The sequence below is a fragment of the Roseibium sp. RKSG952 genome (assembly GCF_009711355.1).
Genome location: NZ_SMMF01000937.1, coordinates 1 through 16,378 on the forward strand (window position 1 = coordinate 1; position 16,378 = coordinate 16,378).

The following is a 16,378-nucleotide window of genomic DNA, read 5'->3' on the forward strand; positions in this document are numbered from 1 at the left end:
AGAAAAATACCTGCTCCGATTGGGATCAGGGCATCCGGAAAATCGTAGTCTGGATTGTGCAGCTGAGGATGGTCCTTTCCAGAGCCTAACCAGAACATGGCTGATTTGGCACCTTTCCCGAATTGACCAAAATCTTCAGAGAACCTTTGAGGTTCTGAAACCATTTGGCACGGAACACTCTGTGCGGCACAGGCTTGAGCTAAAACCTCGGTAGCCTCGGCATTGTTGGTGCAGGCTTCGAAAATATCATCGTACGAAATGTCCACTGCCAATCCTTCAGATTTGGCAACAGACTGCACCAGGTTTTCGGCATCCTGAATCAGGCGAGACATGCGGTTGTCAGACACTGTTCTCAACGTCACCCAAAGCTCTGCGTGTCCCGGTGCAATTCCAAAGGTTGCTTCGCCCAAACTGGCGTGAGTGACTGTCGTCAGCGCAAAATCTGCGTCAAGCGCCCCACCCTTACCAAGATCTGCCAAAACAGGAATGAGCTGGGACAATGCACCCGCGGGCGAAACACCATCCTGGGGTGCCGCAGCGTGAGAGGTCTTGCCCTTCAACACAATTCGCATCCCACGCGATGCGCAATTGGCTGGCCCCTGGCACAGCTCAACCTCACCTAGGTCGAGTCCTGGCAGGTTATGCAGTGAAAACATGTAATCAGGTGCGATCTCAGCGAACTTAGGATCAGCACGATAAGCAATCGCTCCCTGCCCGGTTTCCTCGGCCGGTTGGAAAATCAGCACCACTTTTCCGTCTGGTGGCCGTGATTTCCCCAAGGCCTCGGCAACACCCAGCACCATTGTCATGTGACCATCGTGACCACACAGATGCCCCTTCCCGGGAATGCGCGAGACATAGGGTGCATCAGAGATTTCCTGAATCGGCAAACCGTCAAGCTCGCATCGGATACCAACCGTTGGCCCCGCCTGTCCGCTGTCAAACAGGACAGCAAGACCGTGGCCACCGATATCCTTCAGGATCCGGTCGGGTGAATGTTGCTCCAACAACTCCGCAATCTGCGCAGCAGTGTTTTTCTCTTCACCGGAGATTTCAGGTGATTGATGCAGCTTGTGGCGCAGCGATGTCAGCCGCGCCAGAGTTTCAGGGGTCACGCCTGACCCAGCTTCTTCTGCCGCGCCTCGCGCAAGCGCGCAAAGTCATCGCCCGCGTGATAGGAAGAGCGGGTCAGCGGTGTTGCCGAAACCATCAGGAAACCCTTGCCATAAGCAGCCTTTTCGTAGGACGCGAATTCCTCGGGCGTAACGAAACGATCCACTCCGTGGTGCTTGGGCGTCGGCTGCAAATACTGTCCGATGGTCAGAAAATCAATGTCCGCAGCCCGCATGTCATCCATGACCTGACGAACTTCCTGCTCTTGTTCGCCCAGTCCCACCATGATGCCGGACTTGGTAAAGATCGAAGGATCAAGCTCTTTGACGCGCTGCAACAGTCGCAATGAGTGGAAGTAGCGCGCGCCTGGACGAACTTCGGGATACAACCCCGGAACCGTTTCAAGATTGTGGTTAAAGACATCTGGCTTTGCATCAACCACGATTTTCAGAACCGACGGATCGCATTTCAGAAAATCTGGAGTGAGAATTTCAATCGTTGTTTTGGGCGAACGGTGCCGGACCGCGCGGATGGTCTGCGCAAAGTGTTCCGCCCCGCCATCCTTAAGGTCATCGCGGTCGACCGAAGTGATCACCACGTGATTCAGGCCAAGCTTTTCAACCGCATGTGCAACGCGACCCGGCTCAAACGCATCCAGCGTATCCGGGCGACCGGTGGCGATATTGCAGAAAGTGCAGCCGCGCGTACAAATCTCGCCCATGATCATCATCGTGGCGTGACCCTGGCTCCAGCACTCACCCACATTCGGGCAACCTGCCTCTTCGCAGACTGTCACCAGATTGTTTTCGCGCATGATCTTGCGCGTATCGGCATACCCTTTGCCGCCCGGCGCCTTGACGCGAATCCAGTTTGGCTTTTTCGGCTGAGCATTGTCGGGCCGATGGGCTTTTTCCGGGTGCCTTTGCTCCGGGATTTTCAGATCACGCACTGAAGAACTTCCTGACTTTGGGTCAATTCGGTTTACCCATAACATAAACTGATCAGGCTGATTACGCTACCCGTGCATACCTGCTATGCACACCCACCTTGCAATCGCAGAAATCAAGTCAAAAACAATAGACATTTGCCCGGTAAACTCATTGCGTTCCAACGGTTATTGGGAAATTTGCACACGCGGCATATCAGTCATTGAAGCACTTTTAGAATCCTTTTAAATCGCAACTCAAACGCATGTGATTCACAGGAGTTTGAACATGAAGACTGGCGCGAAACTGCCCGAAGTGACCTTCCACACCCGCGTACGCGACGCATCGATCGAAGGTCCCAACCCATTCCGTTGGGAAGACAAAACCACTGCTGACTATTTTGCGGGCAAGCGGGTAGTCCTGTTCTCGCTGCCAGGTGCGTTTACACCGACCTGCTCGACCTATCAGCTTCCGGGTTTCGAGAAGGGTTTTGACGACTTCAAAACTCAGGGCATCGATGAAATCTACTGCATGTCGGTCAATGACAGCTTTGTCATGAACAAATGGGCGCAAGATCAGGAACTAAGCAACGTCAAAGTCATACCCGACGGTTCGGGCGAATTCACCCGTAAAATGGGCATGCTGGTCGATAAAGACAATCTGGGCTTTGGCATGCGTTCCTGGCGTTATGCAGCCATCATTAAAGACGGTGTCGTCGAAGCCTGGTTTGAAGAGCCCGGCCTGATGGATAACTGCCCCGAAGATCCATATGGCGTTTCTTCGCCCGAAAACCTGAAGAAGTATCTGGACGAAGCCAAGGAACCGGCACTCGCCTGATCCAGTCGTTCAAATGTCAGGAAGGCCCGCATGATTGCGGGCCTTTTCTATATCTGTGTGCCTCCGACAATGTCTTCGCCAACCTGACGAATGACCTGAGCCAGCTTTTCAAACCAATCCTCATTTGCGGTCGATGCACGTCGCACAAGTCCAACTGTACGAGCAGGTTGCGGCGCGCCAAATCGCAACAAACGCAAACCCGGAACTGCGTCGGATTCGGACTGCGCGGCAATCTCTGGCATGAGCGTCAGCCCAAACCCTTCGGCCACAAGACGCGACAGCGTGGCAAGCGACGATGCCCCCATGTTGATCTGAGCACTGGTGCGGTCCTGACCGCACACTTCCAGCGCCTGGTCGGTCAAACAATGGCCGTCTTCCAACAGCATTAACTGTGCAGAACCCAAGTCGATCGGTCGCAACGCTTCGGGGCTGATTGACAATCGGCTCAACCGAGCTTCGCTTCCGGCCAGTAAAAATCTGTCCTCGAACAGAGGGAGCTCTTCCAGCTCGCTTCCACCTACTGGCAACGCTAATACTGCGGCGTCAATCTCCCCCCTGCGTAGCATCGACAACAGACGTTCGGTACGCGCTTCGCGTATCTGAACACGAAGCGAGACATCCGCGGCACGTAGACCAGCCAAAACTCCCGGCAGCAAATATGGTGCGACGGTCGGAATGACGCCAATTGAAAGAGATCGATGTCCACCCGAATGGTCACGAGCGAACCGGTCCAGGCGATCCGCCGCACCAAGAACACCCCGCGCGTGTTCAAGTACGTCACGCCCAAGTGGCGTGAGCAGAATATCCCGAGCCTGCCGCTCAAAAAGCGGCCCACCCATTGTTTGCTCTAAAGCTTTGATCTGCACCGAAAGAGCGGGCTGTGAGACATGGCAAACTTGCGCAGCGCGCCCAAAGTTACGCTGCTCGGCAACCGCTCTAAAGTACTGGAGTTGTCTGAGGGTGAAATTCATAACCCTTGATTATCACTCACCCACAAAATCGCAAGATCGGCAAATGAATGATTGGGCTAGATCAGCCGATCATTCGGTCTTTCTCAGCTTGATCCTCGTAATGCCGTTTTAGGCGTTGCAGTGCGATGCGCAGTACAATTTTCCCCGACCGGGCAGACCAACCCATTCGCTTTTCGGCTAATTCCAGGCCTTCAAGGTAGCAGCAACAACGCAATGCCACATCGCTCAAACCCGGACCTAGATCTGAAAGCGCATTCGCGACCCGATCCCGAGCGTCGGAGGATCCGCGCCCCACATGCGCATCCGCCACGAAACTACCCCGACCGCCCCCGGTGAGAAACTTGTCCCAGTTTTGGGTGACCTGAGGCCCAATCTGCGCGAGTTCAAAGTCCTCGCGCAACCGCTCGCCCGCTGCTACAAGCGCCTCGTCAAGAAATGGGTTCCCATCTCGATCCCGGCGACGAGACAAAGCAATCAGAGGACTTTCTGCGGCACTGTAGCGGATACGTCTTTGCCGATTTGGTTGTGCGCTAGCCCCCGCCTTAACCCTTTGATCTGCCTGAAAGGGTGTCTGCGCTTCGGCCATGCCAAACTCATTGCGAGCCCGCGCCCGGTTTTCTGCCTCGGCAATCAGTCGACCCAATGCAGATCGGCCCGTAGTCGAGATACGATAGCGAGAGATGCGCCCCGGGTTGTCGCAAGTAATCCAGTCTTGCAGCGCAAGCGCCTGCGCGATCTTGCAATCCACTACTGCTGTACGAGTTGCGCCAGCATCCCCGCTATCACGTACAACAACGGCTTTATCCATGTCCTCTGCAACGGCAAGTACCGAACCCGTTTCGCACAGCCTGCGCAGAACTCGTAAAGCTTCACGATCAAACTCATTGTCTTCGTTGCTCGGCTGCAGGACAAAGTCTTTGGTGCCTTGCGATGCGAAAACCCTCCTCCCTTGCTGATCTTCGGAAGGAAAATGGGTCTCGGCCAAGGATTGCAGCGCGGCATCAACCAGCGGGTCATCCCGACGCATTTCGATCCGCCTGATCTGTCTAAGAATTGTCGAGGCATGGCACCCGGCCGATCGCGCAAGATCTCGGATCGACCTACCAGCCTCGGTGTGGGCCAGATACCTTTGCGCGCCCTCAGGAACCCATGCCGGAACGGTGAAAGCCAAGCTGTTTTCCATATTTATTTGCCCTCGTCGACAACAACAAACTGTCAAATTTCGCCGTCAGATTTTTCGTTAACCAAATCTAACTAGAGCCGCTTTCGTTACTTGTTCGTTAACCACAAACGGCGTGAACCAGAATTGATTCAAAAAGATAAACAGTCGTGAAACCATCGTTCGGGGAGAACAGAAACAAGGCAACACCCGCAATGGTTGTGTGACAAATATCGCGTTCAATTCAGATAACAAGGAACGCTTTGATGCATGACCTGTCGACCATGATCGCCTCACTTCGTCGCCCTCGCTTGCTGACGCGAGCAGCCAGAATCGGGGCACAAGATTATGATCGGGAACGACATTTACAACGCATCCTTGGCTTTGGCGCTCTACCAAAACCAAGTGCGTCATTGATCCGCCTGATGGAGCTTGAGCGCGAGGTCAACGCCATGAGGAAGGAGTCAGATGCCGCATACTCATTGGTGCGGCATCTGGATTTGTTAATCGCAGTGATCGGTGAGGCGCAGCTGTACCGGGCCAGCCGAGCTTCACAATATCAGTGATCAGGTGAAGGCGTCTGGAACGGACGCCTTCTTTTCCGCAACATATGCGTTCAGTGCTTCGTTGACAGCAGGGTCGAGCTGCGGCTGCTGGTAATTTGCCAACAGATGTTCGACCCGTGACGTGGCCAACTGACGCGTGTCGCGGCCGCCCTCGTCTTCCCAAGTCTCGAAGGGTTTGTAGTCGAGAACCTCAGATTTCCAGAATGCTTCCTTGAAATTCGCCTGGGTATGCGCGCAACCTAGGTAGTGACCACCCGGACCAACTTCGCGGATCGCGTCCATCGCCTGCGCATTTTCGTCGTACGCAACGCCTTTGGCCAGACCGTGCAGAACACCCAACTGATCGGCATCCATGACGAACTTCTCGAAGTCGGCAACCAGACCGCCCTCGAGCCAGCCACATGAGTGCAACATGAAGTTTACACCCGACATCAGGCCCATATTCAGCGAGTTTGCGGTTTCATAGGCAGCTTGTGCGTCCGGCAGTTTCGAGCCGCAGAACGACCCGGCCGAACGGAAAGGCAGGTTCAGACGACGCGCCAGCTGACCCGCGCCATAGGTAACCATTGACGCTTCGGGCGTGCCAAAGGTCGGCGCGCCCGAGTTCATGTCGATCGACGAGACAAAGGCACCAAAGATTGCTGGTGCACCCGGACGGATAATCTGGCTGTAGGCAACGCCTGCCAGAACCTCGGCCAGAACCTGAGTCAAAGTCCCTGCCACCGAAACCGGTGCCATCGCGCCACCCACGATAAAGGGCGAGATGATGCATGCCTGATTGTTTGCAGCATATACTTCAAGCGAACCCATCATCACGTCGTCGAAAGTCATCGGCGAGTTGATGTTGGTCAGCGATGTCATGACAGTGTTTTCCTGCACGAACTCTTTGCCGAACAGGATCTCGCACATCTCAACCGAATCCTGCGCGCGGCTGGGATCGGTGACCGAGCCCATGAACGGCTTGTCCGACAGGGTCATGTGCGCCATCAGCATGTCCAGGTGACGCTTGTTCACCGGAATATCCGTCGGCTCACACACCGTTCCGCCCGAGTGGTGCAGCCACTTGGACATATAGGCCAGTTTCACGAACTTGTTGAAATCATCCATGGTCGCATAGCGACGGCCGCCCTGCGCATCCCGCACGAACGGAGGGCCATAGACCGGTGCCAGCACCAGATTGCGACCACCGATGACAACAGATTTTTCGGGGTTGCGTGCATGCTGGGTGAACTGGCTGGGTGCCGTCTTGATCAGTTCGCGGGCCAAACCGCGAGGAATGCGCACACGCTCACCGTCGACATCGGCACCAGCATCTTTCCAGCGCTGCAACGCACCGGGATTGTCAACAAAGTTGACACCGACTTCTGCCAGCACGGTTTCTGCATTTGCCTCGATAATCTCCAACGCTTCTTCGTTGAGGATCTCGAAGTTGGGAATGTTGCGTTCGATGTATTTCGCCGTTTCGATGCGAACCGCGGTGCGCTCGGCCCGGCGGGCGGCGCCACCGCCACCTCGTGCTCTGCGCCGGGTGTTTGCCTCTGCCATGAGATAATCCCGTCTGGATGGTTAGATTTGCAAGTTTGTTACAGGAAGCTCGGACCTGACCAAATGTAGATTACGTCGCAATAGGGGTAAAAGCGACATGAATAGCCTGACGTGCGCCAGTTACCCCGCGTTCGGTCAGTCCAGCGATTTGAACATCCAGACTTTGTTGCCCTCAGTTTCTTCTTCGCGCCACCCCAAATGACGATAAACTGCCCGCGTATCCTGCATCTGTCGATGGGTCGCCAACCGAAGTACGTTGCACCCCTGCTCTCGCCCAGTTCGTTCTGCAATCTCCAATAGCTTCCGCGCCACACCTTGCCCTTGGGTCTCTGTAGACACAGCAATATTAAAGACTATGATCGCCTGGTCGATCCGGGCAAAGACTATGACACCAACAAGAGCGTCACCTATCTCAGCGACACTCACCCAATGATCTCGAATATCCTCTTCGATGCCCGCCGAAACATCGGGCAAATCCGGAATGTCACGCCGTGCCGCGGCATAAGCTTGGTCGATACACTTCCTGATTGCTTGCGCATCACCCACACTTGCATTTCGGAAACGAATATCAGCCATTGCGCCTCTTCCCTTCGATTGACTGGGCCACATCTCCGCCAATTGGTGTCATTGCGCTTGCACATGCAAGGCTTGCAACCTAAGAGCCGGGTATGACCCAGACATCCCACGACCGCCTTCTGATCATCGACTTCGGCAGCCAGGTTACGCAGCTTATCGCCCGCCGCCTGCGCGAGCTGAATGTCTACTGTGAAATCCACCCTTACCAAAACGTCACGATGGACTTCGTGCGAGACATGGCACCCCGCGCCGTGATCTTTTCTGGCGGGCCCGACAGCGTGACGCGTGACGGATCCCCCCGCGCCCCGCAGGAGATCTTTGACTACGGTGTGCCCATACTGGGCATCTGCTACGGTCAACAGGTGATGATGCACCAGCTGGGCGGCAAGGTTGAAAGCGGCCACGGCACCGCCGAGTTCGGACGCGCTTTTGTCACGCCGAAAGGGCAACTGGATATTCTGAACGGCTGGTTCACGGATGGCGACGAACAGGTCTGGATGAGTCACGGTGACCACGTCAGCGAGATTGCACCGGGTTTTGAGGTTTTCGGAACCTCCCCGAATGCGCCTTTTGCTATCACTGCGGACACTGAGCGGCATTTCTACGCGGTCCAGTTCCACCCGGAAGTGCACCATACTCCCAAAGGTGCCAAGCTCTATGAGAACTTCGTCAGACTGGCGGGGTTCAAGGGCGACTGGACCATGGGAGCCTACCGTGAGCAGATGATCGAGAAAATCCGCGAACAAGTAGGCGATAAGAAAGTCATCTGTGGCCTGTCCGGCGGTGTCGACAGCTCAGTCGCGGCTATCCTGATTCACGAAGCCATCGGTGATCAGCTAACTTGTGTGTTTGTGGACCATGGCCTTCTTCGAAAGAACGAAGCGCAGGAAGTCGTCTCGATGTTCCGCGACAACTACAACATCCAGCTGATCCACGCAGATGAGAGCGAGTTGTTCCTCGGAGAACTGGATGGGCAAAGCGATCCGGAAACTAAGCGCAAGATCATTGGCAAGCTGTTCATTGATGTGTTCCAGAAACATGCGGACACGATTGATGGTGCCGAATTCCTTGCTCAGGGCACTCTATATCCTGACGTCATCGAATCCGTATCCTTCTCGGGCGGTCCCTCGGTAACGATCAAATCGCACCACAATGTAGGTGGCCTACCCGAGAAAATGGGCCTGAAGCTGGTCGAACCTCTTCGCGAGCTGTTCAAGGACGAGGTCCGCGCACTTGGTCGCGAGCTGGGATTGCCCCAGAGCTTTATTGGCCGCCACCCCTTCCCCGGACCAGGACTGGCGATCCGTTGCCCTGGCGAGATCACACGCGAAAAACTGGATATCCTGCGCGAAGCCGATGCGATTTACATCGATCAGATTCGCAAACACGGCCTGTATGACGAGATCTGGCAGGCCTTTGTGGCGATTCTTCCGGTTCGCACGGTCGGTGTAATGGGTGATGGTCGCACCTATGACTACGCTTGCGCACTTCGTGCCGTAACGTCAGTAGATGGCATGACCGCTGATTATTACCCTTTCAGCCATGAATTCCTTGGTGAAACGGCAACCCGGATCATCAACGAAGTTAAAGGCATCAACCGGTGTACCTATGACATTACGTCAAAACCACCGGGAACGATCGAGTGGGAATAAGTTGAAAAGCCGGGCTTTGTCCCGGCTTTTTTGTTGTATGTTCGGGCCAAAAAGAGATTACTCATCAATGCTATAGAACGAGACTTCATCGGAGTTCGGTGTGACCGAAAAGAAAGCTGAAATCGGTAAGGCCGCCCTCTGGATGACGGGTGCCATTGCATCATTCTCATCCATGGCGGTTGCCGGGCGTGAGCTCAGCCTTTCACACGATACCTTTGAAATCATGATGTATCGCAGCGTGGTCGGGGTTTTCGTAGTGTCCCTGATCCTGTCATTCACCGGAAACTGGCACCAGGTATCGACGAATAGATTAGGCCTGCACGCAGTCAGAAACACGCTCCACTTCACGGGGCAAAATCTCTGGTTTTACGCCGTAGGCGTCATCCCTTTGGCTCAGGTTTTTGCGCTGGAATTCACTCAACCGATCTGGGTCATCCTTCTCTCCCCACTCTTGCTTAAAGAGCGTCTGACAGCCCTGCGAATGACGTCGGCGATTATTGGATTTGCTGGAATTCTCATCGTCGCGCGCCCCGGGGTGACGGCGATTAGCCCGGGTGTGATCGCGGCAGCCGCATCTGCCATTTTCTTCGCTTTAACAACGATTTCCACAAAAACACTTACGCGTCATACCAGCATCGCCTGTATCGTTTTCTGGTTGACGGTGATGCAGGCCATTCTTGGACTTGCCGCAGCTGGATTGGATGGTCAGATTGCACTGCCGACAGTGGAAACTGCTCCGTTCCTGATCCTTGTTGGGCTGGCTGGTTTACTTGCACATTTCTGTATCACAAACGCTCTGGCCATTGCGCCTGCAACCGTTGTGATACCCTTCGATTTTGCACGCCTGCCTACAATCGCGATCGTCGGAATGATCCTGTATCACGAGCCATTGGATCAATGGACCCTGCTGGGGGCTGCTGTAATCTTTTCGGGAATATTCCTGAACGTCTGGTCTGAAAATCGTATCAATTCCGCAACACAGCCGCAGAACACTCGCTGAAACTAACGTTCGGTCACTGGTTGACGTTTTTTAAATGTCTACGCGATTATCAGGAACCTATAAAAAATAGCAGGGGTATGTCGGTCACTCTGACGCACCCGAGGCTATCGGATAGTGAAAAGGGAGGACGAAATGAAAAAAGCGCTGCTACAAGCGTGCGCGGTATGTGTCGGGGCGACGGCAGTACAGGCGGGCGGCCTGGACCGAAGCGGTCAGGGCGTCAATATCTTGTTCGAAGAAGGTTCGGTCGTGCAGTTCCGTTTGGGGTACGCAGACCCCAAAGTGAGCGGTGAGCAAAACGGCGTCTCTTCCGGTAACGTGGCCAAGAGCTTCTTCACACCACACCTAGCATACAAGCATTCGTTTAACGACAAGCTGGATTTCGCGCTCATTTATGATGAGCCGTACGGTGCTGACGTTGAATATCCGTCGAACTATCCGCTATCACAGAACCCCTTGGCTGGTTTTGGTGGTCGTACTGACGTTCTGCGCGCAAAGGCGGATGTTGATGCCATTACTGCCTTGGTGCGCTACAAATTTGATGGTGGCTTCAGCGCAATCGGCGGCGTTCGTGCCCAACGAGCTAAGGCGACTGTCTCAGTTCCAGTAGTTGCAGGATATCAGTTCGACTCCGGTTCCGAGATTGACTTCGGTTATGTTGTCGGTGTCGCTTGGGAACGTGCTGACATCGCTGCGCGTGTCGCGCTGACCTACAACTCGAAAATCACGCACGACTTCGACTCGACGGAATCCCTCAACCAGAGGCCTCCGCCAGTTCCGGCACCGATTGTGACCACGCAGTCTCCAACGGAAGTTGTTACACCTCAGTCGGTGAACCTGGATTTCCAAACCGGCGTCGCACCTAAAACGCTGTTGTTCGGGTCGATCCGCTGGGTTGACTGGCCACAAACTGTTCTGGCGCCGCCGGTTTATACAGCTGCCGCGAGACAGAACCTCGTTGACTACGCAGACGACACTTTCACCTACACTCTGGGCCTGGGCTACAAGTTCACCGAAGAGTTTTCCGGCGCGGTCTCTGCAGGTTATGAAACCTCCAGTGGTTCGCTTGTTTCGAACCTCGGCCCGACCGACGGCTTCTGGAGCTTTGGTGTCGGCGGCACCTACACCTTCGAACAGGCTCAGATTTCGGGCGGCATTCGCTACACCGATATCGGCGATGCAACCACGACTACTGGCGGGCGATTCACCGGCAACAGCGCCTGGAGTGTTGGCCTGCAGGTTACTTACGCCCTCAATTGAGCGTACCCTGATTTGAAAATCGGATTGCCCCGCCCTTTCGGCGGGGTTTTCTTTTCGCAAGAAACGGGTCGCATATCTGAGCCCAACGATGCGACACAGAGCCATGGCATTACAAAAAACCCTTTCCCCCCGCGCCTGGTTTGAACTCACTCTCTTAGGAGTTATCTGGGGCGCTTCGTTCCTGTCCATCCGCATTGCACTCGACACAATCCCGGTCATGACATCTGTGTTTCACCGCGTCTTCTGGGCGTCATTGGTATTGTGGACTGTAATTCTGATACGCGGTCAGAAAGTCCCCAGGAGCCTACGAATATGGGGGGCGTTTCTGATCATGGGGTTGCTGAACAACGTACTACCGTTCTCACTGATGGCATGGGGGCAGCTTTATGTGGACACCGGCCTGACCTCGATCCTGAATGCCGCAACCGCGATATTCGGGGTTTTGATCGCAGCCGTTTTCTTTCGGGACGAACGTCTTACCGGGCTCCGTTTGCTTGGTGTCGGGTTAGGATTCTCAGGCGTTGCCACAACAATCGGAATTGAGAATTTCCTGAGCTTTGATTTGCGCAGCGTGGCGCAGATCGCCATCCTGGCCGGTACCGTTTCATATGCGTTGGCCGCTGTCTGGGCGCGGTTTCACCTTTCTGATCTTTCACCTCAGGTTGCCGCAGCAGGGATGCTGACAGGATCGACCGTGATGATGCTGCCGATCATGCTGATCGTGGATGGGACCCCTTCCCTTTCATTACCGTTGGAGACCTGGTTAGCGATTGGATACTACGCGATCGTCGCAACCGCCGGTGCATATTTGCTCTACTACCGAGTGCTGGCCATTGCCGGCAGTGGAAACCTTCTGCTGGTGACTCTGGTCATCCCGCCGGTCGCCATACTGCTTGGCACTCTGTTACGTGGCGAGTCACTGCCTCCCAATGCCTATATCGGGTTCGCTATACTTGCAGTTGGCCTTGTTATCCTCAGCAGATCAGGACGGCGCAATTGACGCCGCCCTCGGGCCGATTTAGCTAGAGCAAAACAAGGGATAGCGGATCATGATCTACGGCTCGGCAAGGGATTGGCGCGATGCAGCGCGAAAAAAAGTGCTGTTTTTCGGCATGTCCGGGTTGGGCAAGACATATGTTTCAAATGTTCTGAGAGATTCCGGCGACTGGTTTCACTATTCCATCGATTACCGGATCGGCACCCGTTACATGGGCGAGTACATCACCGACAACGCCAAAGCCGAAGCGATGAAGGTACCCTTCCTGCGCGATCTGCTACTTTCGGATTCCATCTATATCGGATCGAACATCTCGTTCGAAAACCTCACACCTGTGTCCGCCTATTTGGGCAAGCCGGGCAACCCAGATCTGGGTGGTCTTGAGATTTCTGAGTACCGCAGGCGACAGGAGCAGTTTCGACTGGCGGAAATTCACGCCCTTCTGGACACAGAATACTTCATCGACCGGGCCAGACGTCTGTATGACTATCCTCACTTCATTTGTGACACCGGTGGGTCAATCTGTGAATGGGTCGACCCCGAGGACCCTGGTGATCAGGTCATGTCGGAACTGTCACGCCAGACACTCATGGTTTGGATCAAGGGCGACGAAGATCACACAGCCGAACTGATCCGCCGTTTCGACAAGGCCCCCAAGCCGATGTCTTATCAGGCCGAGTTTCTGACCAAAGTCTGGGACGAATACCTGACCGAGCACGACTGCTCGAGCGCCGAGGTTAACCCCGACTCGTTCATTCGTTGGACCTATGCGCGGGCATTGGCCCATCGCCAACCCAGATACGAAGCTATGGCTAGGAACTGGGGCATCACGATCACTGCTGACGATGTGAGCAAAGTACGGGATGCACGTGATTTCGATGAGTTGATCGAACGTACCCTTGAGACAAACCCAAAGCGCGCCTAAGTTCCAAACCTCCCTAGAAGCCTGAAAAGTCTGAACCAATGCCGATCAAGATTCCATCAAACCTGCCTGCCTTCGACGTCCTGACCCGGGAAGGCGTCATGGTCATGGCAGAGGATCACGCGGCCCGTCAGGATATTCGCCCTCTTCGGATCGGTCTCTTGAATCTGATGCCAAAAAAGATTCAGACTGAAAACCAGTTCGCGCGCCTCATTGGCGCAACGCCATTGCAGATTGAACTAACGTTGATCCGCATGACCGAGCACCGCACCAAGAACACGGCCGCAGAGCACATGAGGGATTTCTACCGGCCCTTTCAGGAAGTGCGGGATCAGAAGTTTGATGGTCTGATCATCACTGGTGCGCCGATCGAGCATCTCGAATTTGATGACGTCACCTACTGGAATGAAATTTCAGAGGTGTTCGAGTGGACCCAAACCAACGTGCATTCCACATTTGGCGTGTGCTGGGGCGGGATGGCGATGATCAACCACTTCCACGGCGTTAAAAAACACATGTTGGATGCGAAAGCCTTTGGGTGCTTTCGCCATCAGAACATGTCACCGGCCTCACCGTTTTTGCGCGGTTTTTCTGACGATTGCGTCATCCCAGTCAGCCGCTGGACGGAAATGAAACAAAGTGAGATCAGCGATGCTCATGGTCTGGTGACTTTGTTGGGCAGCGAAGATGTTGGACCTTGTCTGGTTGAAGATCCCGCGCACCGTGCGCTCTATATCTTCAATCACTTCGAGTATGACAGTGACACGCTGAAGCAGGAATATGACCGGGACATAGAAAATGGCACGGCTATCAATGTACCGATCAACTATTATCCTGACGACGATCCCTCTCAAACACCTCAGAACCGCTGGCGCAGCCATGCACACCTGCTTTACGGAAACTGGATAAACGAGATTTACCAGTCTACCCCATTCGACATGAGTAAAATTGGCGACTAAAATTCTGATATCCCTCGGCGTTGTTCTGGTTTGCCTTGCTTCGGTAACCGCATGGTTATCTGCAAGAAACGAGGCACGCGCCGAGACAGAATTTCCGCCCGAAGGACAAATACTCGATGTCGATGGGGTTCCCGTTCATGCAGTCGTCATGGGCGAAGGGCCTGACGTCGTCCTGATCCACGGGTCCAGCGGAAACACCCGTGATATGACCTTTGCCTTAGCCCCGATACTCGCTCAAAACTACCGGGTAATCGTTTTTGACCGTCCCGGGCTTGGATATTCCGGCAGCTTCAATCCCGACGGTGAAACTATCACCGAACAGGCGGAAATCCTGCAGCGTGCAGCAGCTTTGCTTGGGGCTGACAAGCCAATCGTTGCCGGACAAAGCTATGGGGGATCTGTGTCGCTTGCCTGGGCAGTTACCCGCCCCGACAACATTTCGGCTCTGGTCCTGATTGCACCCGCCGCGGTGCCTTGGGAAACGCCCCTTGATTCATTCAATACGATCGCGTCGACATCGGCTGGGAACACGCTCGCCCTGCCCCTGATCACGGCATTCACACCTGACTGGTATGTCTCGCAGGCTTTGGACTCTGTGTTTGCCCCTCAAAAAGCGCCCGAGGGCTACGCGCAGCACTTTGGTCCCAGCTTAACCATGCGTCGTGCGTCGATGCATTCGAATGCCAAGCAACGTGCCAATCTGCTGGATGAGATCACGCAACTTCAGCCCCGCTACGGCGACATCTCAGTACCCACTGAAATCGTCCATGGAACTGCCGATACGACAGTGGAGCTGGATCTTCATTCCGAGCGCTTGGTCGAGCAGATACCGGGCGCTGAGTTGATAGAGCTGAAAGGCGTAGGCCACATGCCTCAGGTTGTCGCCGCCGATGAAGTTGCTGCGGCGATAGATCGTGCAGCTCAAAGGGCAGGTTTGCGTTAGAGCCACGCGTAATCCATAGTAAGTTATGGATTTTATGGCGAGGCTCACATGACCCGATCAGAAAAAGGTTCGATCCAAAAGTACTTTAAGAACAGCGCCCCAAAAGAGGTTCGACAGGCCATCGAAAAGTCGAAGAAGGGTGACATTCTAAATCCTACTTATCCCTACCCTGAACGAATGAAGGGTAAGGACTATGACGAACAAATGGACGCCCTGCAGATCGAACTCGTCAAGATGCAGTCTTGGGTCAAGGAAACCGGACAGCGGATTGCCATCATATTTGAAGGCCGCGATGCCGCTGGCAAGGGTGGCACAATCAAACGGTTTAGGGAAAATCTGAACCCTCGCGGTGCCAGGAACGTAGCGCTCGGTAAACCCTCGGACTCAGAGCGCAGCCAATGGTACTTTCAACGCTATATCCCGCACCTGCCGTCTGCCGGAGAAATCGTGTTCTTCGACCGCAGCTGGTACAATCGCGGCGTTGTCGAAAACGTGTTCGGTTTCTGCACGAATGAAGAACGCGAGCGTTTTTTTCGCCAGGTCCGACCGCTGGAAACAGGCCTCGTGAATGACGGCATTCAACTTTTCAAATTCTGGCTGAATGTAGGGCGTGCCGAACAGCTTAACCGCTTTTTGTCGCGCGAGACTGACCCCCTGAAACAATGGAAACTCAGCCCCATTGATGTCGCAGGCCTGGATAAATGGGAAGAATACACGCAGTCGATTGCGGAAACTCTGACGCGATCACATGCGGAACACTGCCCCTGGACCATCGTTCGATCTGATGACAAGAAACGAGCCCGCCTAGAGGCGATCAAAACCGTTTTGAGCGCGCTGGACTATGACGAGAAGAAACCAAAGGCCATTGGCCCCATAGATTCAAAAATATGCGGCGGACCCGAGGTCTGGGACGCCTAGTGCACCGATTGTTCGCATTTCGTGGAACTGAGAA

The 16,378-nt window shown here is 54.6% G+C and carries 16 protein-coding genes; 10 read left to right on the top strand and 6 right to left on the bottom strand.

The window, feature by feature from the left end:
- Together E1297_RS26795 and lipA are read right to left on the bottom strand one after the other, a co-directional pair.
- On the bottom strand, nt 1–1,115 hold a 1,115-nt coding region (locus tag E1297_RS26795), incomplete at its 3' end, for an amidohydrolase (RefSeq protein ID WP_368669689.1).
- Nucleotides 1,112–2,062 (bottom strand): lipoyl synthase, encoded by a 951-nt coding sequence (lipA, locus tag E1297_RS26800; RefSeq protein WP_170333038.1) that lies wholly within the window; start codon nt 2,060–2,062, stop codon nt 1,112–1,114. The genes E1297_RS26795 and lipA, both read right to left, overlap by 4 nt.
- A gap of 265 nt (nt 2,063–2,327) precedes the next feature.
- On the opposite strand from lipA, the gene E1297_RS26805 reads away from it, so the two are divergent.
- A complete protein-coding gene (locus E1297_RS26805; protein WP_155143698.1) occupies nt 2,328–2,876 on the top strand; it encodes a peroxiredoxin in 549 nt (182 codons plus the stop codon).
- A 47-nt stretch (nt 2,877–2,923) separates the two neighbouring features.
- On the opposite strand, the gene E1297_RS26810 is transcribed toward E1297_RS26805, so the two are convergent.
- Nucleotides 2,924–3,847 carry a hydrogen peroxide-inducible genes activator gene (locus tag E1297_RS26810; RefSeq protein WP_155143700.1) on the bottom strand — a complete coding sequence of 308 codons (924 nt, stop codon included), beginning with the start codon at nt 3,845–3,847 and terminating at the stop codon, nt 2,924–2,926.
- Nucleotides 3,848–3,908: 61 nt separating this feature from the next.
- A complete protein-coding gene (locus tag E1297_RS26815) occupies nt 3,909–5,030 on the bottom strand; it encodes a DUF6456 domain-containing protein (protein ID WP_155143702.1) in 1,122 nt (373 codons plus the stop codon).
- A 242-nt stretch (nt 5,031–5,272) separates the two neighbouring features.
- Between E1297_RS26815 and E1297_RS26820 the strand changes: the two genes are divergently transcribed.
- Nucleotides 5,273–5,572, top strand: coding sequence for a DUF6477 family protein (locus E1297_RS26820; RefSeq protein WP_155143704.1), 300 nt, complete (start codon nt 5,273–5,275; stop codon nt 5,570–5,572).
- Here the strand turns inward: E1297_RS26820 and E1297_RS26825 are convergent, their stop codons facing one another.
- Both E1297_RS26825 and E1297_RS26830 read right to left on the bottom strand, forming a co-directional pair.
- Nucleotides 5,573–7,117: a trimethylamine methyltransferase family protein gene (locus tag E1297_RS26825; RefSeq protein WP_155143706.1), complete on the bottom strand. Its 1,545-nt coding sequence runs from the start codon at nt 7,115–7,117 to the stop codon at nt 5,573–5,575.
- A gap of 135 nt (nt 7,118–7,252) precedes the next feature.
- Nucleotides 7,253–7,693, bottom strand: a complete 441-nt coding sequence (locus tag E1297_RS26830) for a GNAT family N-acetyltransferase (protein WP_155143708.1) — start codon at nt 7,691–7,693, stop codon at nt 7,253–7,255.
- Between the two features lie 92 nt (nt 7,694–7,785).
- On the opposite strand from E1297_RS26830, the gene guaA reads away from it, so the two are divergent.
- The 8 genes from guaA (at nt 7,786) to ppk2 (ending at nt 16,344) form a co-directional block, all read left to right on the top strand.
- Nucleotides 7,786–9,345, top strand: a complete 1,560-nt coding sequence (gene guaA / locus E1297_RS26835; protein WP_155143710.1) for a glutamine-hydrolyzing GMP synthase — start codon at nt 7,786–7,788, stop codon at nt 9,343–9,345.
- Nucleotides 9,346–9,445: 100 nt separating this feature from the next.
- The gene (locus E1297_RS26840; RefSeq protein WP_368669690.1) at nt 9,446–10,345 is read left to right on the top strand and encodes a DMT family transporter; all 900 of its coding nucleotides are present in this window, start codon (nt 9,446–9,448) and stop codon (nt 10,343–10,345) included.
- 132 nt (nt 10,346–10,477) lie between these two features.
- On the top strand, nt 10,478–11,605 hold the full coding sequence (locus tag E1297_RS26845) for an OmpP1/FadL family transporter (RefSeq protein ID WP_155143712.1): 1,128 nt from the start codon (nt 10,478–10,480) through the stop codon (nt 11,603–11,605).
- Between the two features lie 103 nt (nt 11,606–11,708).
- Complete coding sequence (locus tag E1297_RS26850) at nt 11,709–12,605, top strand: DMT family transporter (protein WP_155143714.1); 897 nt, start codon at nt 11,709–11,711, stop codon at nt 12,603–12,605.
- A gap of 49 nt (nt 12,606–12,654) precedes the next feature.
- On the top strand, nt 12,655–13,527 hold the full coding sequence (locus E1297_RS26855) for an ATPase (protein WP_155143716.1): 873 nt from the start codon (nt 12,655–12,657) through the stop codon (nt 13,525–13,527).
- A 38-nt stretch (nt 13,528–13,565) separates the two neighbouring features.
- Nucleotides 13,566–14,483, top strand: a complete 918-nt coding sequence (gene metA, locus E1297_RS26860) for a homoserine O-succinyltransferase (protein WP_155143718.1) — start codon at nt 13,566–13,568, stop codon at nt 14,481–14,483.
- On the top strand, nt 14,473–15,426 hold the full coding sequence (locus E1297_RS26865) for an alpha/beta fold hydrolase (RefSeq protein ID WP_155143720.1): 954 nt from the start codon (nt 14,473–14,475) through the stop codon (nt 15,424–15,426). The genes metA and E1297_RS26865 overlap by 11 nt, the downstream gene beginning before the upstream one ends.
- Nucleotides 15,427–15,474: 48 nt before the next feature.
- Nucleotides 15,475–16,344, top strand: coding sequence for a polyphosphate kinase 2 (gene ppk2, locus E1297_RS26870; RefSeq protein WP_155143722.1), 870 nt, complete (start codon nt 15,475–15,477; stop codon nt 16,342–16,344).
- Nucleotides 16,345–16,378 lie beyond the last annotated feature (34 nt).